Source organism: Rhizobium sp. BIGb0125, from assembly GCF_024810055.1.
GTDB lineage: Bacteria > Pseudomonadota > Alphaproteobacteria > Rhizobiales > Rhizobiaceae > Agrobacterium.
The window spans coordinates 32,495-53,055 of record NZ_JANUDV010000009.1; the positions used below are offsets into that span (position 1 = coordinate 32,495).

Consider the following 20,561-nt stretch of genomic DNA (forward strand, 5'->3'; position numbering starts at 1 on the left):
AATAATCCCTTCATTTTATCCAGTTTGGAAGAAGAAATGGCGGGGCCGGTTGTGACCGTGCCTCGCCAATGTTTTCAAGCCACTGCGAATTTCGTCCAGCCCGGTACTTCTGCGATCGTCTTCAAAACGACAGACGCGATCTGGTAAGGGCAACCCTGCGAGTTCGGGCGGCGGTCTTCCAGGTAACCACGGTAACCGTTGTTGACGAAGGAGTGTGGAACGCGGATCGACGCGCCACGATCAGCAATACCGTAGGAGAACTTGTTCCATGGCGCTGTTTCGTGCTTGCCGGTCAGACGCAGGTGGTTGTCTGGGCCATATACGTCGATATGCTCCTGCCAGTTCTTGGAGAACGCAGCCATGAGGGCTTCGAAATATTCCTTGCCGCCAACTTCGCGCATGAACTTGGTAGAGAAGTTGCAATGCATGCCCGAACCATTCCAGTCGGTGTCGCCGAGCGGCTTGCAATGGAATTCAACGTCGATGCCATACTTTTCGCAAAGGCGCAAAAGCAGGTAACGAGCGATCCAGATCTGGTCAGCGGCCTTCTTGGAGCCCTTGCCGAAGACCTGGAATTCCCACTGACCCTTGGCCACTTCGGCGTTGATGCCTTCGTGGTTGATGCCTGCTTCGAGGCAGAGGTCGAGGTGCTCTTCAACGATTTCGCGGGCGAGGGAGCCGACATTCTTGTAGCCAACGCCAGTGTAGTATGGGCCCTGCGGAGCTGGGTAGCCCTGCTCAGGGAAGCCGAGCGGGCGGCCGTCTTGGTAGAAGAAATATTCCTGCTCGAAGCCGAACCATGCATCTTCGTCGTCGAGGATGGTCGCGCGGCTGTTGGATGCGTGTGGCGTAACGCCATCTGGCATCATGACTTCGCACATGACGAGCGCGCCGTTGGTACGGGCTGGATCAGGATAAATGGCAACTGGCTTCAGAACGCAATCCGAGCTGTGGCCTTCGGCCTGCTGGGTGGAGGAGCCGTCAAAGCCCCAAAGCGGAAGCTGCTCGAGTGTCGGGAATTCGTCGAATTCCTTGACCTGCGTTTTGCCACGCAGGTTTGCTACCGGCTTGTAACCATCGAGCCAGATGTACTCGAGTTTAAACTTAGTCATTGCGAACCTCCTTTGTTGAGGAGTGCTTTGTGATGATTATTTGCTTCAGGCAGATTTCTTGCCGAGCAATCAAGGTTTCAGACGTAATTTTCTTGGCAAGAACGCTCGACCCTGAGGCTCCATGACGAGCATCGTTCGCGCTGCTCCGCGACATGCAGATAAAATCATTTGGTATGCAGGCGCATCGCGCGGGCATTAAATCCAGGTGGGGCACAACGCAGAATGCAAGGCCGCGTTTCATTTGAAGCCCGTCTCGGGCTTTTGTGAAATCGACCATGTCTGAAGATTGGAGATGCTTCGACGTCGCCAACGTATGCGGCATAGAAGGCACGCGCTGTAGGCGTGTCGTTCCACCAACCATGTATGCGCGCCCACAGCAAGCTGTGCAAACCGTTCCTTTACAGCGAATTGAACGCCGGTTTCGTCAGCCAGTGTGTTGTTCAGCACGGGACGCGCTTGTTCCGCTTTCGATCATGGAGGCAACTTTTAGTGGCGCGGATCATCAACTGAACAGATCGGAACCTCTCATGCATAAACGCTTAGTCCATTTTACATTTGTTGCCTTGCTGCTGGGCGCTTCAACATTACACGCAGGTGAAAACTTCCCGGTTATTTCCACGCCTTGCCCGTTTGGTGAGTGCCAAGCATCGATCTCATTTACATATCTCGGCGACTTCGTCATTCCCACTGGCAGCATGGAATATGGAATTGAGTTTGGGGGAATATCGGGCATTGAGTTTGATGCGGCCAGTGGCCGTTACATTGCCATAAGTGATGATCGTTCCGAAAAAGGTCCGGCCCGTTTCTATGAGCTTGACATCGACGTCAGCCATGATGGTTTGAAAGGTGTCCGTGTAAACAAACATGTTGCGTTTTTGAACGCTGAAGGGGACGCTTTTTCCAAAGCGGAGGTGGATCCCGAGGCAATTCGGATCAGCCCGGATGGAATTTACTGGTCCAGCGAAGGAGGTGCCAATCCAATGAGCCCTCCATCCGTTCAGGTTGCCTCAAGAAGTGGGGAATTTATCCGGCAGTTTTCGCTTCCTGCGCAGTTTTTTCCGACCGCCGACAAAGCCCATGGAGTGCGGGAAAATCTTTCGTTCGAAAATTTGGCAGTTGCCCCGTCAGGAGATGTATTTGTTGGAACTGAGGCTGCACTTTTTCAGGATGGTGACGTGGCAAGCCTGACAAAGGGCAGCCTTGCGCGAATTATCAGATACGATGGCTCAACCGGCACACCCAAGGCCCAATACATCTATCCGGTATCGCCTATCCCTCAGGCGCCGGACAGTGCAGACGGAGCAAACGACAACGGTGCCTCAGACATGATAGCGCTCAATGATCGTTATCTTCTGGTCGTCGAACGCAATTTCTCTCAAGGTTTTGGAAATAATATCAAGGTGTTCATGATCGATGTTGAAGGGGCGACTGATGTGTCAAACATCACTTCACTTGCTCATGCCGCCGAGCGAGTTGTACCCGTTCGCAAATCCCAGGTGCTTGACCTGCGCGCAATCGGTTTGACACCCGATAATATTGAGGGCATCGCTGTTGGTAAGGCGATGGATGGGAGTGATGTTCTGATCCTGGCGGCTGACAACAATTTCTCCAAGCGCCAGAAAAGCCAGTTTTTTGTCTTCAAAATCGATCTGCCTAAGATGGGCGGGTAGGCGAATTTGCGCAAGCTTCGTAGCTGAATTGATCATAACGGCCGATGCATGAATAGATTATCCCGGATCGCAATATCCGGGATAATCCCAGGTGAATTCCAATATCATGACATGCGATAGCTCACAGTGCCGGCAAATGGTGTTCGGTGTAGATAGGCCTAGTGTCCATCACGCCCACGACGCACGATATATTCAATATCGCAACGGCCTACTCCAATGTCGCGAAGCATATGGTCATCCAGTTCTGCAAGATGGTTTGCCGCATTTCGCAACCTCCACCTGCGCTCGACGCCAGCAATCATTTGCCCGAGTGGCCAGAATAATTTGGAATTTTGAGTTCTCATCACGCTCTCCCGCGCATTAAAAATAATCTGAATGCACAAATGATTTGCGCCAGACGATCAATATTTAGGCGAGACGTGCTGCTCACTCGTTTCACGAGCTGTATATTTGATTGCATTTGTAGGAAGGGCTCCAGCATGGAAATCGCACAGTGCAGGTCGCACTCCGGGTCTGCGGACGTGGGCCATGCCGCCTGTATGATCAAGAAAACACTGCCGTGACAGCCTGGCATTTGAAAATGTGTTTTGGTGGCGCTGTAGCCGATGTAACGCCACCTGCGCTGCGGCCACGGAGCAGGATAATCCTATCTCATGCGCACTGGATGACTGCGGGCAGCGTGGCGCCACCCTGTTTCAGCTGTAGTCATATCCAGGTTTTTCAAAATCCCGTTTCCGCAATGGGGAGAGAAAAACTGCTTCTTGGCAATTAATCCTAATGCGATGGAGCAAAAGCTGGCTGTAAAGAAAATAGTATCGTCACTGGACAGTGTCCTACGCCAGGTCTCTCTGCCTGTGTCAGGAGACGACGACAGCATAGGCCGGCTCGTCAGAAATATGTGTGACACAATGTGTGCTGCGGGAGGATCGGGATTGTCTGCTATCCAGATCGGTATTCTCAAGCGGGTAATTATCGTCGATCCAACTGGCAGTGGCCCGCGGCAATCTCAGCCCTTCGTGAACCCGCAGATCATTGAGACCGCTGGTGATATGGTCACCGCGCGCGAAGCCTGCCTGTCCATCCCTGGGGTAATAATAAATGTTACGCGACCAAGTAAAGTGAGGGTCCGATATTCTCTCCTCACCGGAGAGCAGCGCGAAATCATTGCAGAGGGCGATTTGGGGAGAGGAATTCAACATGAGATTGATCACCTCAACGGAATACTAATTCTGGATCACAGAGAATGAACAACGGCGTGACCGGTCGCCGAATGTCTCGTTGTCACCGCAACTGTCTAAATGACATGTCGCCGGGTCAAATCAACGGCTGCTCATCCGGCGTGAAATCCACATGCAAAAAAGTGTGCAGCTCTTGTTCGATATCGATATATGGAGGCTCGATACTGTTGCCTTCAACGGTCGTCCTGTCTGGCATTTTGACGAGCGTTTTTTGCGACCGGTGGTTTTTCCCTATGCACACGGTCGTATTTGAACATAGTTTTAAATGACGGTTTCGGCTGGTTCGCCGAGGGTTTTGATGCCTTTGCCCGTGACTGTGTCGGGTAGGTGAGGCTGAAGGGAAAAGGCTCGAAAGCCGAGGTAGGTGCAGCGGTAATGGTAGTCAGTACGACCGTCAGAGCAGTTAACTTCATTGTGACTCCGGTAATGATTTGTAATATCGAGATTGTCGGGAGGAACATTTTGCTCCTCAAAAAAAACAGCACCGTTTCAGAATTCAACTGAACGGATTACGCTTGTAACGCCCGCTTTTTCACCCTGTTCTTTAAGCAGATGTGTTGTCGCTCAGTTGATCGCGGACCAGAGTGACAGGAACTGTGCAACCAGCCATGGCCGCGGTCCTTATGCCTCGATCGCAAGAACTTTGTGACTAGGCACGACGGGACGTGTTGCTGGAGAACGGCGATATATGTGTCCGACGAGGCTCTCGCCGGACTTGGGAGTTCATGGAATGGAATAGCGGCGCTCATAAGAGGGAGCCTTGTCCATTCAGACTGGCCAGCTCACACAGAAGCAGCTTGGGACCCGGATGAAAACATGCCCATTGAAGACAGGAATGTCGTCAAGCCGAAGGTTCGGCAGCCGCTGCGAAAGGACATGCAGGCATTCTTCGAGTTCGATGCGTGCTAAATGATCTGCTACGCATCGATGCGGGCCCGCACCGAAGGCCAAATGCTCTCGAGTGGAATCCGCACGTCTGATGTCGAATATGTCTGGGCGATGGTAAACTGTCTCGTCCCTCAGTGCAGATAATGTTGAGAGTATTACCAGGGCCTGCGCAGGAAGTGTTTCTCCCTGCAATTCAATTTTCTCCGTAGTCAGCCGCACCAGTCCCGCGATCCCCGGCTGGTAACGCATTGCTTCATCAACGGCTGCAGGGATGAGGTCTGGATCATCACACACCGAATTCCACTGGCTTCGATTTAAAAGGAGAAGGGAGGTTTGAGCGACAATGGACGCTCGAACAGACTCCGTTCCTCCTATGATCAGTTGAATGATCTGGATGGCAGCTTCAAGCGGCGGCACGCCTTCGGCAAAACAGGCGCTTTTGAACGCGGCAATGAATGCCTGATCGTCGGCGCCATTTGGCTCTGCGATTTTTTGCATCAGGAAGTCGCGTAGGAAATCCATTGCTTCTGACGATCTTTTGATGTCTGCTTCGCTGGATGAAGGGCTGAAGAAACGACTGAGTTCGCAAATGTTGACCATGAAAGCACTACGTTCCTGGTCGGACACTCCCAGTAGGCCGGCCAAGGCGAGGATAGGAATTTGGTCGGCGAAATGGCTGACGAACTCGACCTGTCCGTCCTCATATACTGCGTCGATCAAACTTTCAGTGGCGTCGCGGACATGCGCTCGAAATTGCGTTGCCACAAACATCGACAATGAGCGCGATATGAGCGAGCGACGTCTTTCATGGTGTGCACCATTCACCGTCAACATTCCGTGACTGAAAAACTGATGCAGACTTCCTTCAGACACGCCTCTGGAGTCGGGAATGGCCGTCTCTGTTGAAACGAGGCGCGGATCATTGCTCAACCGAATAACATCGGCGTGGTGCAGCACAAAGAAGCCGCCACCTTCATATTCAACGATACGATGATTAGGCCTCCGCCGGGCAAATGCTTTGTGAGGGTCTGCGTCCAGTTCCGCTACGGTCAGCATAATATCTCCATGTGTGATGTAATTCATCCTGAGGTGTCACGAATAATACTTGTAGTATCATATTTATCAAATTTGCCGATATTGCTAATTTGTTTTTTGTGTTTCAAATGTAACCCGGGTCGGCCAGTTGCCAGGTAAGCTTGGCGAAGACCGAGCAAAGACTGACGGTCTCAAGAGGCGCCCATGAGGCTGCATGCTTTATCCACGCGAAAAAAAAAGCCTGGTTGCCCAGGCTTAAGTTCGAGGTATAACCTCTAGGGGAACAGGATCACTGGATGTCTATACAGATCACCTGATGCTCAATTACGTTTGCGAGACGCTTGAAGCAAACGTTTAGTAGCTTCAAGTGTAACCCCCCTGTTTTATCTGGAAGGGTCGTCTTGTCGGCAACTTGGGCTTCGCGTTTTCCGCGACCTCCACCGTGCGTCGGGGGGCATCCGCGTGCCAGTCGCGGTTCCCTGATTAGTGTTCGTAAATATTCTAGCGACAGCCAAAATACGCAACTTCTAAGCCGATCTTGCAATTGGATCTGTCTCGGCCAACCCACGGATTGCGGGGCTCAGGGGCTTGGACGAGGTGACATAACAGAATAAATGTTATCGAAAGGTGGTGGGCCAACAATCGTCGAGCCGCCATTTTCGGCTGACTCAGCGATCGCTGATAGATCGCCACCCTCTAGGGAGCCGATGAGCCTGAATGCCTGTTCCATATGTCCCGGGGAAAAAATGATCAACATTCTGGCAGGATTGTCTGACAGATTGCACCATGCGTGACGTGCGCCGCGCTTGACTGTTGCAGAGTCTCCCGCTGACAATGTCACACTCTGGTTACCATTTGTAAGGTGAATACTGCCTTCAAGAACAATGAAGTGCTCCTCCTCGTTGGCATGAGTGTGAACGGGTACACCGTTACGTGACTCCGCAGTGACTTCGATCATCGTGTACAGGCCTCCGGTAACCGCGACAGAGGTACGGATCGTGAACCGTTCACCGGGGGTGACCTCCCACCATTCACTGTCGTCGCCAGGGCACTTGTTTACCATTTTTACCGACGCATCCATTCGAATTTCCTTTCGAGTATTGCATGACACTGCGTCACGCTCATTCCGGTGTTGAAATGTCGGCATTGCGTTCCGGTTACAAAACTTGCCCATAACGTTTCCATTGAAATCGGTTGCCAAGGCATGTGACCGTTGACTGTGGCCGCGAATGTACTGTTCCGGCCTCAGCGACACCGTGTCGGGTGTCCTTGAATGTAGTGTCGATTGCTGCCGCTACAGGTCAGGCGACCATTCGAAAAATAATGCGTGAGTGCCGCTTTTGTTTGAAATCGTTTCCTGAGAACCTTTGGCTGGAGCGGCAACGCGAACCAATTCACACAGTTCTCGAAAAAAGGAGTTGACTGAGATGGCGATGTCTGGTTTATATAGTTATCGCGATAATAGTTATCGCATAACAACGGAGTGATGCAGATGACCGACAACAAATTCCTCACAGCTGCCGCCGCTATCGCTATCGCCGCCGCAGGACATGCAACTTCAGTATCAGCAGCCCAGCCCGTCAAGAATGTCGTCCTCGTCCACGGTGCATTCGCAGACGGTTCGGGATGGCGCGGCGTTTACGATCAGCTCACCCAGCGTGGCTACAAGGTAACGATTGTCCAGAACCCCCTGACTTCTCTTGACGACGATGTTGCCGCGACAAACCGCGCACTCGACCGTCAGGACGGCCCAACCATTCTTGTCGGTCACTCCTGGGGCGGTACCGTCATCACGGAGGCAGGCATTCACGCCAATGTCGCTGGCCTGGTGTATGTGTCGGCCCTGTCGCCAGATGCTGGTGAAACGACTGGCCAGCAATATGAGGGTTTTGCCCCAGCCTCCGAATTTGTGATCGACAAGGCCGATGACGGCTTCGGTTTTGTCAGCCCCGAGAAATTTAAAGCCGGGTTTGCCCATGATGTCAGTGATGAAGATGCTGCCTTCATGCGAGACTCCCAGGTTCCTATCAATCTGGAGGTGTTCGGCACAAAGCTCAAAAATGCTGCCTGGCGCACCAAGCCCAGCTGGGCTGTCATTGCCACGGAAGACAAGGCCTTTGATCAGGCGATGCTCATTCACATGGCTGAGCGGATCAAGGCGAAGATTACCAAGGTCTCAGCCAGCCATGCGCTGTTCATGACACAGCCAAAGGTTGTCGCAGACACGATCGATGAGGCTGCCAAGACAATTCAAAGCAAAGCAAACTGACAACAGAAACATCAAGCGAGTGCAAAAATGCACTCGCTTGAAAACACCAATGCAACATTCTCCAGACAGACGCGCTCCACGATCCATGATCTGCCACCGGTAAGCTGAGAGCTCGAGCCAAGTTCAGCATAATGAACTCATGTCAAATGCAATGAGATTCAGTCGTCCTTGTAATGATCAAAAAGTAATGCCGGATCAGAAGGGTGGCCCCTCTCACCCAAGGATCTACATTTGACATATTATTCGATGATGCCAACTCCGCCAGTCCTTACCTACGCCGAACTTAACTCCCGACCCCACCAAATCTTTGCAGAATATCGTGCAAACATGCCGTTCCTGAAGCGGGAGGATGGAGCATATCTACTTTTACGCGGGGAAGATGTTCAACGTTTCGTCAAGGACCCACGCACCAAACAGATTGAAACTGAATATTTGAGCGCTCGTGGAATAACCGGCGGACCGATTCTGGAGTTTCTGTCGAAAAGCATGTTGTTTTCGAACGGTGACGTACATCGCCGACGACGTCAGCCAATGACCAAGTGTTTCTCTTTCCGAATGATGGAGGCCCTACGGCCCAAAGTACGAGTTTTGGCAGGAAATCTGCTATCCAAACATTTGCGCGAAGATGGATTGAAATTGCGCGATGAATTTGCGGCTCAAATACCGGCTATCACAATTGCTGCGATACTTGGGATTCCCGCGTCGGATGTCCAGCATTTCACCGCATTGGTTTATCAGGTGTCCAGGGTGCTGACCACGTCTTGGACTGACCAGGACGTACCGGAAATGGAAGCGGCAACTGCCATTTTCATATCGTATTGCGAAGAGTTGATCGCGGAACGCCGCAAGTCGCCGAACGACGATTTCATTTCCGAATACGTTGCTAACGTGGATAGAGAGGGCGAGCTTTCACCTTCTGAGGCAGTCATGCAACTCGCTAGCGTGATCTTGGGTGGAACAGATACCACACGTGCGGCAATCGTGATTCAAACCGGATTGTTGCTAGGACAATCCGACATCTGGCTGCGATTGAAGGAGGATCGCCGCCTTATTGTACCTGCTGTCGCAGAGTGCTTGCGACTGGAGCCCGCTGTGGGATCGATCCCACGCCTCGCAGTGGAGGATATAGAAATTGCCGGCCACGTAATACCGCGTGGAAGCATGCTTATCTTGTCCACCATGTCAGCTCTGCGTGATCCCTGCGTCTTTCCTGAGCCGGATGTGTTTTCACTCGAGCGCAATCGACCGCGATGGCATCCTGTTTATGGTGACGGCGAGCATCGTTGCCTTGGGCAAGCCTTAGCGCAAATAGAACTGGAAGAGGCATTGGGTGCCTTACTCGATTGCATGCAGGAGTTGTGCTTGGGGGATGCGTCGTTGCGCGTCAGTGGACATGCAGGCATCAGAAACGTTGACGAATTGATTGTCAGCCCCGCTTAAAGCGCATCGCTATAAAGTTGAGTAGGATCAACACTGTGAAGACAGGCGCACTTTCTGCAAGTGCGCCTGTCCTGTTTTCAAGGACGTCCAGAATATACGTTCAGAAGACGGCGCCTCGCGTCAAATCAAGCGCAAATTGTTCGGCGGCACATGCGATTACGTCTGTAATCGAGTTGTCTGATATAGCAATCTTGCAACAAATACAGACGGGCAATGTCAAGCGATCAAAACCGCTTGGAGCGCCCTATTGATGAATACGAACTCTCGCCACGAAGCACTGTACGGACGCAGATCTATTTGGTCTCACCGTGCAAAACGACTGACGCAGACTCTTACAGCACCACTGTCTTGGTGGAATTTTCAGCGCAAAATTCGCCGTCAAATCGAGCAGTTGCGGTTACTCGATGACCATATTCTTCGCGACTTGGGCATGAGCCGTCAAGAAATTAGCTGTCTCGGCCTGCCTTTAGAGGATGTCGGGAAAGTGAGGCGTGTTGACCACCCTTGGCTGGTTGAACGGCAAAATAGAGCGAGACGCTCTTTTTCAGAAGACGATTTCTCCGGTGTTGGCCACGAGACGGGCTTGGTTGGGTCGGTTCGTACTAACGAGCGTGCTGGAAGTCATAGCGACCAGCATTTAGACCCCGCTCACGTGTCTCGTCCGTCGCTCTGTTTCCGTTTCTTTTCCCTTTTTGGCCCGGCAGCCTGTCTGGTTTATCCCGTGTCTGTCTCTGCACGAGATGCAGATGAACGGGGCGGCGAAAATTCCTCCATTTCGCGGCGACAAGGTCGTGAATAGACGGTTGTCCGATTTATCCATCCCAAGCGGCTAGCGCCCCGCCAGCCACAACGCCTCACTGGCTGTGTTTTTCAACCAGCACTTTGATCCATATTACAAGAGATATCAAACCGATGAAATTACCCAGCTTCTTCACCTTTTTCAGCTCTTGCGCCAGCGTGTGCGTGCTAACGACATGTTTTGCGGGGATTGCTGGAGCGGCAGACAAACTAAACCAGCAGTTGGTGAGCCGTGGTTACTATCTCTCTCAGCTTGGTAATTGCGAGCACTGTCATACGCCCGGGCATTTTCTAGGTGAACGTGATCAAAGCAAAACACTGTCTGGGTCCGACGTTGGTTTCTGGGACCCCAATCTCGGCACCGTGATCGGCCCTAACATAACACCTGATGATGAGACGGGGATCGGTACCTGGACCCCACAGGACATTAGACTGGCCCTTACAACAGGGGAGCGTCCCGATGGCCGACTTCTGTCTCCGGTCATGCCATGGGCTGATTTAGCTCAACTGCAAGAACCCGATATTCTCGCGCTTGTGGAATATCTGAAATCTCTCACGCCGGTGAAAAACAAGGTGCCCGGGCCATTTGGCCGCGCGGAGGCAGTTCCCGTTCACACGCTGCGGTTGGTGCCTCCTGATAAAGTAAAGCAACAGCAGTGATCAGCGCAGTGAGACCAACATGTGTGACTGGGCGGCTTAGTTTAGTCCAACTCAAGTCTGCCAAACACGCGTGTCCGCGACTCGGGTCAACTCGCGTGGATGTCATCCTTCAGGATGGCGGTAAGCACACTGAGCCTTATCGTATTTCAAGAGATCCATGGCTTTCAGTTGTAACCCGTTTTTCGGAATCCGAAACAGCGAAGCCAAGCCTTCATCGTAGAACTTCCTCCAATGAAAAAGAAGTTCAGACGGATTACCCGCATAACAATTCAACGCATGAGAGCAGGCTGACATGTTTGATACCGTAATTCAGAACGTAGATACCTCGCATGGCAATCTTGTCGCCGAGATGACACTTGGCAAGGGTTTGGACGTCGTGCTTATCCACGGCAACTCTTCTTGCCGCAGGGTTTTTCACCGACAGTTAAATTCCCACCTTGGCCGAGGCCATCGTTTGATCTGCATAGATTTGCCCGGGCACGGTCAGTCTGATGACGCTGAGGTCAAGGAGAGAACATATCCGTTACCCGGCCTCGCAGACGCGTGCATTGAACTTCTTGAAAAGCTGGATCTTAAAAGACCCGTCCTTGTTGGCTGGTCTTTGGGCGGACACGTTGCAATCGAAGTAGCAGCGCGTTCGTACCCACTCCGCGGGCTGTTTCTCACAGGTACGCCACCAGTGGGGCCCGATATATCGGAAGGTTTCAGCGGCGGTCTGCTGAAGGGTCTGGCATCTCGGGGAAAGTTCACCGAACTGGAGGCGATGCAGTTCGTGAACAGAGTTTTAGGCGATGAAGCAACGTACCAACTGGAGCAGGCGGCGATGAGAACAGATTTGAGTTTCCGGACAATCCTGTTCTCCGCTGCGCGAATTACGGAAAAAAGCAATCAGCGCGCCATTGTGAGTTCGACAAGCATTCCCACAGCCATTGTCAATGGCGCTGACGATCCGATCATTAACCTGGATTACGTTGATAGCGTGCCTTATTCAAAACTATGGAAGGGTACGTGCTTTCGTATTCCGCGGGCCGGGCATGCCCCCTTTCTCCAGAACAGCGAAGAGTTTAATGGCTATCTGGAAAGATTTCTCGAAGACATTTGAACTGTCTTAGCCGGCTGCAAGATCAGCAACATATCCCCATTGATAGGGTTCGCGATCCCAGCGGCGTGACGCCAAGCGCCTGCGTAACGGGGGCTCGGCTTAAGCTTGATTGTGCGCCCCAGGACAATTCCTGACTTCACCCCCACAGCACTACCTGAATACCAAACCTTTATTTCAAAGGAGAAATCCGCATGCAAGATTACCGCGAAGAAGCCAGCTCAAAACCTCACAGCAGCCATCTCCATCTGGTAAGCGTTCGATCTGAAGATGAACTGCGCAGGCCGCGGTTTCGGACGGAAGTTAACGATCCGCACTATACACAAACCGCTGAGAGCATCATCGCCATACTGGGTGAACCGTCGTTCAAACCAACCGAGCCAATTGTGATGTCTCAGCATGTTGATGAAACTGCAACAACGGCTTCAGGCAGTGAGACGGCAGTTGAAAACAGTGCAGAAGACGTTTGGTTCAATGGCATTTTTCCCCTAATCCTCTTGCTCGCTCTCAGCATAATTCACATTACCATCTTTTCCGTTCTCCTGCAGTCTGCGCCACTCTATCCAGACTGGTACCCTTGAGCGGTGACGTGCCTGTCTGTTGCGCCGGGCGGGGATCGGACAACCTCAACGGCACAGCCGAATGAGTGAAAAGCCGATTATCAGGCGAACCTAGCTGTTAGCCTGACCGGTGACGTGAACACGGGCGCTTGTCGGACGTCGTGGGCTGGGCAACGTTACAACAGCGCATACTCTCAATCATAGACAGCTAGCGGTGCCCCTTTGACGCGCGAATGTTTGCCCGGCGCGTCGCAGTCTCATATTTCAAGTGTAATGATTTTTCACCTCACCGACATAATGCTGAAGTTCAAAAGTCTGAAACGCATTGCGGCCTTGCGGTCGTGAATCACACGTGATGCGACATGCATGTCTAGCCCATCGTATAATTAAGGCTTGAGAACCCATGGTGTTGAAATCCGTAAAATGGCTGTCCGGCCTGTCAACAGATACCAATAAAGTCAGTCCACAAATTCCGTCCTCGCGTAAAGCCACAATAACTAGGGCGTGCTTCGTGGGCATCGCATTTGGAGCTGCGGCTTTTTTTGACGAGGCCGTCGTGATGGCTGCTCGAGAAACGCCAGCAATCGTAAAGGTTTTTTTTCAGGATCTGACCGAATTTACCGAACCGACAAACCTATTGTCCGCAATTGCGACGATACTCGTTCTCACAACGCTTTTCGCATTCGTCGTGAGACGTACTTTGGCTTCAGCATTTGCAAAACTTCTTGGTTTTGTTCTGGTCAGCGGCGTGTTTGCACTGTTAGTCGCCATCATTGCGAAAGTATCCATTGGCAGGGCTCGTCCAACGACGTTGGCAGTGCCCGATATGTTTTTCTTCAGCCCATTTTCTGTTTCGCGGGCCTTTGAATCGTTTCCATCGGCCCAAGCTGCCCTTTCTGGCGCCGTTTGTTACTGCATCGTCTCGAGGTTGCCCGGGTGGCGGGGAGCTGCTTTCGGGATGATGGTCCTTATTGCCCTGTCACGTGTTGTTACTGAACAACATTGGCCCACCGACGTACTCGGCGGCTGTATCTTAGGTTGGCTGTGCGCGGCGATCATTTCGCCGCTCTTTTTCAAGCACCCGTCACTCACCCATAAACCCCAATCAGACATCTTCAGATGATTTAAAAAAATGAAGAAATTGATACTTGTGAAAAAATTGAAACTTGGTATCCTTACTTGCAGCTTAGGAGGCTAGTCCGTCCTGGGTGATGAGCCTGATTGTCATTTCAAAGTTGAGCCATAGGGAGCGAAACGCTGTATGGATGAAGTACGCCGTCGCTTCCCGGAAAAACGGTACGTCCAACCTCTGGCGATGGCGGCTGTAATATCGTGCAGTGTTGTCACGACATTTGCGGCGAGCCTAGAGCCTTATCCGGGCCATCACGAGGCTTTGGCGCCGCTGCCGCCTCCGCCGGTTCTTGATGCAAGTAAGATTTCGCTTGGCCGACGTCTCTTTCACGATCCTGTTCTGTCGGGGCAGAATGCGATGTCATGCAGTACCTGTCACAATCTGCAAACAGGTGGCACGATCCGTCTTTCCAGAACGGTTGGATACCAGGGGAAAGTACACCAGTTCAATGCGCCCACGATATTTAACGTAGGCAACAATTACCGGTTGGGTTGGCGGGGCAGGTTTACGTCTTTAGCGGCGCAGAACGAGACCATTCTTCATGATCCAAATCTGATGGCGATTGAATGGCCTGATTTGCTTTCAAGGCTCAATGGGCAAAAAAGTTACATCGAGGTTTTTACGGCGCAATATGGACGGCAGGCAGACCGCGAAAACGTTCTAGATGCTCTGGTGGCATACCAGCTGTCACTCGTTACCCCGGATTCGTCGTTTGACCAGTACCTTGAAGGTAATCAACAGGCTCTTTCTCCTAACCAGAAACAGGGCCTGAAATTGTTTATGGAGTATGGCTGCGTGTCTTGTCATCAAGGCTCCAACGTCGGTGGCAACATGTTCCAGATATTTGGCGTTTTCGGGGATCCGGATGCGCGCTCCTTGCATGAGCCTGAAGATCTGGAAAAGCGGCTGCAGCGCCACGATAAAGAAGAGAACGTCTTTCGCGTGCCAAGTCTGCGCAACGTGGAGGTCACCGCGCCTTACTTTCATGATGGTCGAACCGAAACGTTGAGGGAGGCGATCGCAATCATGGGGGAGAGCCAGTTAGGTCGCCAGCTCAACGACGAAGATATTGCAGCTTTAGAAGCTTTCCTGAAAAGTTTGACCGGGGTTTATAATGGTAAGCGTCTCTCGACGGCTGTCACTGACGAGTCTCGGTGAAATCCTCCCAATCGGGATCCTGACGATATCGGCAATCATTCTGGCGCTTGTAGTAGCAGGCAGAGATCCCGGCCGTGCTGTCCATGAAGCCGTTATGCAGAACTTGAGGGCAGTTGATGTCAATCATGCGTCTTTGCAGCGCGACGTGCTGCGCGCCAGAGCAGGATTATTGCCGTCATATGACGCGCTCGTCCATTCTGTTTCAAATCTCAGGCGTACCATCAGCGAACTTACCGAGCTTCTGAAAACCCCGCCCTTCAATGATGATGACGAATTACACCAGCTGCTGACGGACTTGGCAAAAGGCATAGATTCAGATGAGGTCTTGGTTGAAGGGTTCAAGACACGCAACGCTCTTTTGCAAAACTCGATTAGTGTGTTTGGCCAGACACTGACGACTTTACACGAATCCGACAACGAGGTGGTTAAACGTGCGCTGGCTCGTGCAAGCGACCTTGGAAACCTCATGATGCGGTTTTCAACAAGGCCTGACGAAAGCCTCCAGTCCCTGATCCAGGCAAGGCTGTCCCACTTGCCCGAATTCGACACCGCCGCTCCGGTCTTGAAAAGTTTTGGCACCGTGATTGTGCACGCAAAGATGATCCTGGCCGTATTGCCGCGGGTTGACTCCAAGATCGCAGCTATCCAGGCATCGCCAACACCACTGCGTGCGGAAAAACTTCAGTCAAAGTACGTAAGCATTGCGGCCGATGCGTCGTCGCGAGCGTCTACCAGCCGCATTATGCTGGGGATCATTGCGTCCTTTCTGTCCGTCTATATTTGTGTTCTTGTCTATCGACTTCGTGCACAAACGACCCGTCTCAAGCGACGACTGCACTATGAGCAAGTCATAGCGGATATCAAAGACGATATGGTTGATTGCTGTCCTTCAAGATTCCCTGACTTCATGGATCGCGCTCTGGCCCGTATCTCAACCATATTTGGTGCTCATCGCGCCAGTTTTGCCATCTACAACTCCGATCGGTCCGAACTGAGAGACGCACACCAGTTTCCAGACAGCAGTGAAAGCAGGGCTATCCTGAAGGATTTCACCCGCAATCATATTCGCCAGAAAGGCGCTCCGACATTTCGCTTCTACGACAAGACTTCCTGCTGCCATTCTATGAGATTGGGCAACCTCTTTGATGTCCGCGACAGGAACATTTGCCATCTGGTTGTTGGCGCTGAAGTGGGTGAACAGGACATTGCGGTACTTGTTCTTGCGCTCGACAATGCACGCGCGCACTTCACGACAGATGAGATGCACCTGTTGCTGGCGACATTAAAGACGTTCATGGAATTCATCGAGACAATTAAGGGACGGCAGGAGCGCGACGGGCTCGAAACGCGGCTGCAGCACGCGCAACGCCTTGAGGCCGTCGGGACTTTGGCTGGAGGCATTGCGCACGAATTTAACAACGTCCTCGGTGCTATCCTCGGATACGGTGAGATGGCAGTTCAGCTTCTTAGAAAACCGTCAGCGACACGCAATTATGTCGAGGAAATACTCAAGAGCGGGGCGCGGGCGAAACATATCGTGGATCAGATTTTGACTTTCAGCCGCAAGCGCGAGCGGATTGTCAAACCATTTGACGTTGCTGATGCCATTGCCGACATCCTGCCTCTCCTGCAGGTTACCTTGGGCAACAAGGTTGTGCTGGACTGGTACCTTTGCCAAACGTCAGCCGTTATCGAAGGCAATCCGGTGGAGATCCACCAGTTGGCTATGAACTTGTGCAAAAATGCCAGTCAGGCATCGGCTCGTGGGCAAAGAGTGAAAATCGAGGTTCAAACTTTTGATGTCGCTCGCACAAAGGCTTTGTCCCATGGCGAAATTGCGCCAGGTGCATATGTCTGCCTTTCGGTCAAAGATGAGGGGCCTGGTATCCCAGAACATGTAATGCCCCATATATTTGAGCCATTTTTTACGACGAATTCCAGTTCTGGTGGTTCGGGTCTTGGCCTTTCTGCCGTCCACGGAATAGTCAGTGCTTTGGGTGGTTGCATCAACGTGGAAAGTGAAAGCGCCAAAGGCACAGAGTTTTCGCTTTATTTTCCGTCCACAGTCAAAGCGCCGCTACCGATAGACAGTTTCTTTAATGAGCGCGCGGTGCCGACCGGAAATGGGGAGCAGGTGATTATTGTTGAGGAGGACAAGATGCTGCGGGAACTCTATGAGGAGAAGGTCGCCGCATTAGGCTACGAGCCGATTGGTTACACCGACATGGTCGATTTGCGCAGGGAGCTTGATCGCGGTATGCGTGCCGATCTCGCTATTTTCAATCAAAAATGCGTTATCGCCAAGGCTGATCTTGGTCATATGGAAACTCTGTTTGGGCAGGGGAGAATGTTGTTGCTGGGCGACAGAACCCTCGAACTTACCCCGGAACTTTCTCACCTGCGATCGCGGATATTGAAAACCCCGTTCAGTTCCGCTTCGTTGGCAAATGCCATTTTCGACAGTCTGACCCGTCCCATATGACACGGTACTTAATATTGTCTGGCAGCCACGGTCATCAATGACTGAGCCTTAAAGCCTGTGCCGCTCAAACTGGCTTTCAACAAAACACATCCTCTTCGTCGCATGGTGTTTCATGGATTTATGAAGCCACGGAAGGATATATTTTGGTCCTTTCAGTGGCTTAGCTATTGCCCTTATAGTTGCCTGTCGATGCTTCGAACAAAAACATTACTAAATGTCTGCTTCTTGGATGGGCATTTATTTGCGGTCTCCTAACATCAGTTAGCTTTGGCTACCCCCTCGAAAAAAGCGCCAAACTCAAAAATCAGCCATCAGTTAACAGGCCATCGCTCACAGTCTCGGTCTCAACGGTCCTTGGCTGGGACCTCTTTGCAATGTTGCATTTGCAATCCTCCACCAGCTTCCGGACATGAACACGAAACTCTGGAGGTAGAGCACATACCCCGCCCAAAAATATCGCTGCGGAACGCAAAACTAGGACAATTAATAACTTCAAGGGCGCTTTACAAAATGATAAAATTGATACAAATGATATTTACGGTAATTTCAACCTTCGATAGACGTAGCTTTTTGATAGGTCAAAAAAGGAAACTCAAAGTGTATGATTTGCTGAAACGCCTCTCGGGCCACTGCCATCAAATGGCTTGCGGGTCTGCAAGGGAGGAAGATCTGATAGTGGGTACGTCCCCGTCAAAACAATCCGTCCCGAACCGAAGACCCATGGACTGCAACGTTTTAGGTCGAGACGAGCAATTAGCCGTCATTTGCCTTGCGGAGATTGGAGCCGCGCCGTGAAACACATATTGGTGATAGACGACGATTCCGCCATGCGCAGCTTGTTGAAGGACTACCTGTCGCAACACGCCTTTAGGGTAACTGTTCTCAGCGGAAGCCAGGACCTTGCCAGAGTTCTGAGCACGGACCCGATTGACCTAATCATCGTCGATCTGAATTTGGGAAACGAAGACGGTCTCGACATTGTTCGAAAGCTATCAAGCACGTCTGATTATCCGATTATAATCATAAGCGGCGACAGACTTGAAGAGGCCGACAAAGTCGTTGGGCTGGAACTGGGAGCTGTCGACTACATCACTAAGCCCTTTGGTACGCGGGAGTTGTTGGCACGCGTTCGCTCATCATTACGAGAAAAACCTGCCATAGAAGTCAAGAAAGACAAGAAAATTTATTCATTTAACGAATGGGAGCTCAACATAAAGCTTCGTAAGCTGATGTATTGCGGCGAACAAGAAGTGAAGCTGACAGCAGGTGAGTTCAACCTTTTGACAGCTTTTCTGCGATCGCCGCGTCAGGTCCTGTCACGTGAGCAGCTCCTTTCGGCAAGTCGAATTTACAATGAAGAAGTGTTCGATAGGAGTATCGACGTTCTGATCCTGAGATTACGCCGAAAGCTGGAGAAGGATCCTTCACAGCCAGCGTTAATCAAGACGGAGAGGGGCGCCGGTTACATGTTTGATGCGGATGTAACCGCGACGTACAGAGGCGCGGCTAGCAGGATTGTTGGCAGAGCTTAGGTTGTCGCTCCCTGCAGTGTCATGAAGCGATCAAGGACAAGGGTGTCCTCGAAATACGGCGCGCGGCTATCTCCGCGCGTCCCGACAAACTGTTACACCCGAAACAGAAACATGCATATCTGAAACAACCGCGAAAGCATTCCTGCCTAAGAAAGCTGATGCAAACCTCATAGTTCGGGTAGGTTAAATCGCACTAGCATTCTCAATGCTTCAGTCTGGCCCGACTTAACCCTATCTGTTTATTTAGGAGCAGGGCATTGGCTAAACTAGTTGCCACACTGGCATCCACTCACCACCCATTTTATCTTAGAGCGACCACAGCGCCTGCTGAGGAGCAGATGCCTCAGGCGCCGGAATGGAGACTCAAAGTTGAAGCGTATCGCGAGACTTTGGCACGCGCGCAGCCTGATATCCTCGTCATGGTCGGATCTGACCATTTTCATCAGATTTTTCTGGATAATTGTCCGCAATTTCTGATCGGGAAGGCTCCAAGGTATGACGCGACATTTTATAACGAAGAGCGCGAATTTGGCCTGCCGAAATACATGTTGCAGGGCGATGAGGCTATGTCGGCGTTCATGCACACGTCATTGCTTGATCAGAACTTTGACTTTGCATTCTCCAATGAATTGAAAATCGACCACTCGATCGTTTGCCCGATCATTACTTTACGGCCCCAAAACGACCTGCCCATTGTGCCAATTTACACCAATATCTTTGCACCACCCTTGCCGTCAGTCAGACGGTTTTATGACCTTGGCCTGGCTATTCGCCGAGCGATTGAGGGCTTTCCATCTTCGAAAAGGGTCGCAGCAATCGGTACCGGCCATCTTTCCCTAGAGTTGGGCGGACCTCGTCAATTCATGGAGACGGGACCGGATCCGGTATTTGACCGGCAAGCTATTGAGTGGCTTCGTACTGGTGATGTCGAAGCAATACTTCGAAATGTCAGCCACGAGAGTATGGAAAAAAGCGGAAACGCGACGCACGGTTTTCTAAATTTTATACTGATGCTGGGGGTCGCTGGTGCGGAATGTGCTGATTACGTCGACAATCTCGATCTGTTTCACACAATGGAAGCATATTTTACCTGGTATCCAAAGGAGCCTGCCGCGTGAGCAAATATTTCGTCAACAAGTTTCTCTTCATGGTGGACCGAGATCCCGCATTGTTGCGGCAGTATACCATCGATCCACATGGCCTTGTCGCACGTTGGGAACAAACGATCGGTGCGACTCTGCTGTCAAATTCAGCAGAGGAATCGACAATTATGAGCTTGACGGTAGATGAGCGCAATGCGCTCACTGCACATGACTTCGTGGCTTTGTTTGAGATGGGAGCACATTTCTTTCTCAATCTCACTCTTTTCATAGGCATCTACGACGAGCCATATGCCGCTAGGTCAGGACCGCTATCATTTCATCGGGAATTTGCGGGTAAGCTGGCGCATTGGCAGGGCCACTCCTACCCATCCGTGGCCACGTAAGC

At 51.6% G+C, this 20,561-nt stretch carries 18 protein-coding genes; 14 read left to right on the forward strand and 4 right to left on the reverse strand.

Going from position 1 to position 20,561, the window contains the following annotated elements:
* Positions 1-74: 74 nt before the first annotated feature.
* Complete coding sequence (locus M2418_RS22080) at positions 75-1,112, reverse strand: glutamine synthetase beta-grasp domain-containing protein (protein ID WP_259149124.1); 1,038 nt, start codon at positions 1,110-1,112, stop codon at positions 75-77.
* A 527-nt stretch (positions 1,113-1,639) separates the two neighbouring features.
* Between M2418_RS22080 and M2418_RS22085 the strand changes: the two genes are divergently transcribed.
* Entirely contained in the window at positions 1,640-2,782 is a 1,143-nt protein-coding gene (locus tag M2418_RS22085; protein WP_250984871.1) for an esterase-like activity of phytase family protein, read from the forward strand.
* Positions 2,783-2,940: 158 nt separating this feature from the next.
* Here the strand turns inward: M2418_RS22085 and M2418_RS25835 are convergent, their stop codons facing one another.
* Positions 2,941-3,126 carry a DUF1127 domain-containing protein gene (locus M2418_RS25835; protein ID WP_405049463.1) on the reverse strand — a complete coding sequence of 62 codons (186 nt, stop codon included), beginning with the start codon at positions 3,124-3,126 and terminating at the stop codon, positions 2,941-2,943.
* A gap of 438 nt (positions 3,127-3,564) precedes the next feature.
* Between M2418_RS25835 and def the strand changes: the two genes are divergently transcribed.
* On the forward strand, positions 3,565-4,029 hold the full coding sequence (def, locus tag M2418_RS25840; RefSeq protein WP_250984870.1) for a peptide deformylase: 465 nt from the start codon (positions 3,565-3,567) through the stop codon (positions 4,027-4,029).
* Between the two features lie 759 nt (positions 4,030-4,788).
* On the opposite strand, the gene M2418_RS22095 is transcribed toward def, so the two are convergent.
* Both M2418_RS22095 and M2418_RS22100 read right to left on the reverse strand, forming a co-directional pair.
* Positions 4,789-5,964, reverse strand: coding sequence for a cytochrome P450 (locus M2418_RS22095; RefSeq protein WP_259149127.1), 1,176 nt, complete (start codon positions 5,962-5,964; stop codon positions 4,789-4,791).
* A gap of 559 nt (positions 5,965-6,523) precedes the next feature.
* Entirely contained in the window at positions 6,524-7,024 is a 501-nt protein-coding gene (locus M2418_RS22100; RefSeq protein ID WP_259149129.1) for a cupin domain-containing protein, read from the reverse strand.
* Positions 7,025-7,435: 411 nt separating this feature from the next.
* Here M2418_RS22100 and M2418_RS22105 point away from each other — a divergent pair, with 411 nt between their 5' ends.
* The 12 genes from M2418_RS22105 to M2418_RS22155 all read left to right on the forward strand — a co-directional run bounded on the left by M2418_RS22105 (position 7,436) and on the right by M2418_RS22155 (position 20,559).
* Positions 7,436-8,212, forward strand: coding sequence for an alpha/beta fold hydrolase (locus M2418_RS22105; RefSeq protein ID WP_259149130.1), 777 nt, complete (start codon positions 7,436-7,438; stop codon positions 8,210-8,212).
* Between the two features lie 231 nt (positions 8,213-8,443).
* Positions 8,444-9,652 (forward strand): cytochrome P450, encoded by a 1,209-nt coding sequence (locus M2418_RS22110; RefSeq protein ID WP_259149131.1) that lies wholly within the window; start codon positions 8,444-8,446, stop codon positions 9,650-9,652.
* Between the two features lie 250 nt (positions 9,653-9,902).
* The gene (locus tag M2418_RS25845; RefSeq protein ID WP_405049464.1) at positions 9,903-10,451 is read left to right on the forward strand and encodes a DUF1127 domain-containing protein; all 549 of its coding nucleotides are present in this window, start codon (positions 9,903-9,905) and stop codon (positions 10,449-10,451) included.
* Positions 10,452-10,564: 113 nt separating this feature from the next.
* On the forward strand, positions 10,565-11,110 hold the full coding sequence (locus M2418_RS22115) for a cytochrome c (RefSeq protein ID WP_259149133.1): 546 nt from the start codon (positions 10,565-10,567) through the stop codon (positions 11,108-11,110).
* 292 nt (positions 11,111-11,402) lie between these two features.
* Positions 11,403-12,212, forward strand: coding sequence for an alpha/beta fold hydrolase (locus M2418_RS22120; protein ID WP_259149135.1), 810 nt, complete (start codon positions 11,403-11,405; stop codon positions 12,210-12,212).
* Positions 12,213-12,403: 191 nt separating this feature from the next.
* Positions 12,404-12,790, forward strand: a complete 387-nt coding sequence (locus M2418_RS22125) for a hypothetical protein (RefSeq protein ID WP_259149137.1) — start codon at positions 12,404-12,406, stop codon at positions 12,788-12,790.
* Positions 12,791-13,172: 382 nt separating this feature from the next.
* Positions 13,173-13,892 carry a phosphatase PAP2 family protein gene (locus M2418_RS22130; RefSeq protein WP_259149138.1) on the forward strand — a complete coding sequence of 240 codons (720 nt, stop codon included), beginning with the start codon at positions 13,173-13,175 and terminating at the stop codon, positions 13,890-13,892.
* A gap of 138 nt (positions 13,893-14,030) precedes the next feature.
* On the forward strand, positions 14,031-15,059 hold the full coding sequence (locus M2418_RS22135) for a cytochrome-c peroxidase (protein WP_259149140.1): 1,029 nt from the start codon (positions 14,031-14,033) through the stop codon (positions 15,057-15,059).
* Positions 15,016-17,541 (forward strand): two-component system VirA-like sensor kinase, encoded by a 2,526-nt coding sequence (locus tag M2418_RS22140; RefSeq protein WP_259149141.1) that lies wholly within the window; start codon positions 15,016-15,018, stop codon positions 17,539-17,541. Before M2418_RS22135 ends, M2418_RS22140 begins: the two co-directional genes overlap by 44 nt.
* A 791-nt stretch (positions 17,542-18,332) precedes the next feature.
* Positions 18,333-19,073 (forward strand): response regulator, encoded by a 741-nt coding sequence (locus M2418_RS22145; protein ID WP_259149142.1) that lies wholly within the window; start codon positions 18,333-18,335, stop codon positions 19,071-19,073.
* 257 nt (positions 19,074-19,330) lie between these two features.
* On the forward strand, positions 19,331-20,191 hold the full coding sequence (locus tag M2418_RS22150) for an extradiol ring-cleavage dioxygenase (RefSeq protein WP_250984644.1): 861 nt from the start codon (positions 19,331-19,333) through the stop codon (positions 20,189-20,191).
* Entirely contained in the window at positions 20,188-20,559 is a 372-nt protein-coding gene (locus tag M2418_RS22155; RefSeq protein WP_250984643.1) for a hypothetical protein, read from the forward strand. The genes M2418_RS22150 and M2418_RS22155 overlap by 4 nt, the downstream gene beginning before the upstream one ends.
* Positions 20,560-20,561: the final 2 nt, after the last annotated feature.

Excerpts from the sequence above, each read along its gene's own strand:
- M2418_RS22080 (WP_259149124.1), bottom strand. The coding sequence starts at position 1,112 with ATGACTAAGTTTAAACTCGAGTACATCTGGCTCGATGGTTACAAGCCG.
- M2418_RS22085 (WP_250984871.1), top strand. The coding sequence starts at position 1,640 with ATGCATAAACGCTTAGTCCATTTTACATTTGTTGCCTTGCTGCTGGGC.
- M2418_RS25835 (WP_405049463.1), bottom strand. The coding sequence starts at position 3,126 with ATGAGAACTCAAAATTCCAAATTATTCTGGCCACTCGGGCAAATGATT.
- def (WP_250984870.1), top strand. The coding sequence starts at position 3,565 with ATGGAGCAAAAGCTGGCTGTAAAGAAAATAGTATCGTCACTGGACAGT.
- M2418_RS22095 (WP_259149127.1), bottom strand. The coding sequence starts at position 5,964 with ATGCTGACCGTAGCGGAACTGGACGCAGACCCTCACAAAGCATTTGCC.
- M2418_RS22100 (WP_259149129.1), bottom strand. The coding sequence starts at position 7,024 with ATGGATGCGTCGGTAAAAATGGTAAACAAGTGCCCTGGCGACGACAGT.
- M2418_RS22105 (WP_259149130.1), top strand. The coding sequence starts at position 7,436 with ATGACCGACAACAAATTCCTCACAGCTGCCGCCGCTATCGCTATCGCC.
- M2418_RS25845 (WP_405049464.1), top strand. The coding sequence starts at position 9,903 with ATGAATACGAACTCTCGCCACGAAGCACTGTACGGACGCAGATCTATT.
- M2418_RS22115 (WP_259149133.1), top strand. The coding sequence starts at position 10,565 with ATGAAATTACCCAGCTTCTTCACCTTTTTCAGCTCTTGCGCCAGCGTG.
- M2418_RS22120 (WP_259149135.1), top strand. The coding sequence starts at position 11,403 with ATGTTTGATACCGTAATTCAGAACGTAGATACCTCGCATGGCAATCTT.
- M2418_RS22125 (WP_259149137.1), top strand. The coding sequence starts at position 12,404 with ATGCAAGATTACCGCGAAGAAGCCAGCTCAAAACCTCACAGCAGCCAT.
- M2418_RS22130 (WP_259149138.1), top strand. The coding sequence starts at position 13,173 with ATGGTGTTGAAATCCGTAAAATGGCTGTCCGGCCTGTCAACAGATACC.
- M2418_RS22135 (WP_259149140.1), top strand. The coding sequence starts at position 14,031 with ATGGATGAAGTACGCCGTCGCTTCCCGGAAAAACGGTACGTCCAACCT.
- M2418_RS22140 (WP_259149141.1), top strand. The coding sequence starts at position 15,016 with ATGGTAAGCGTCTCTCGACGGCTGTCACTGACGAGTCTCGGTGAAATC.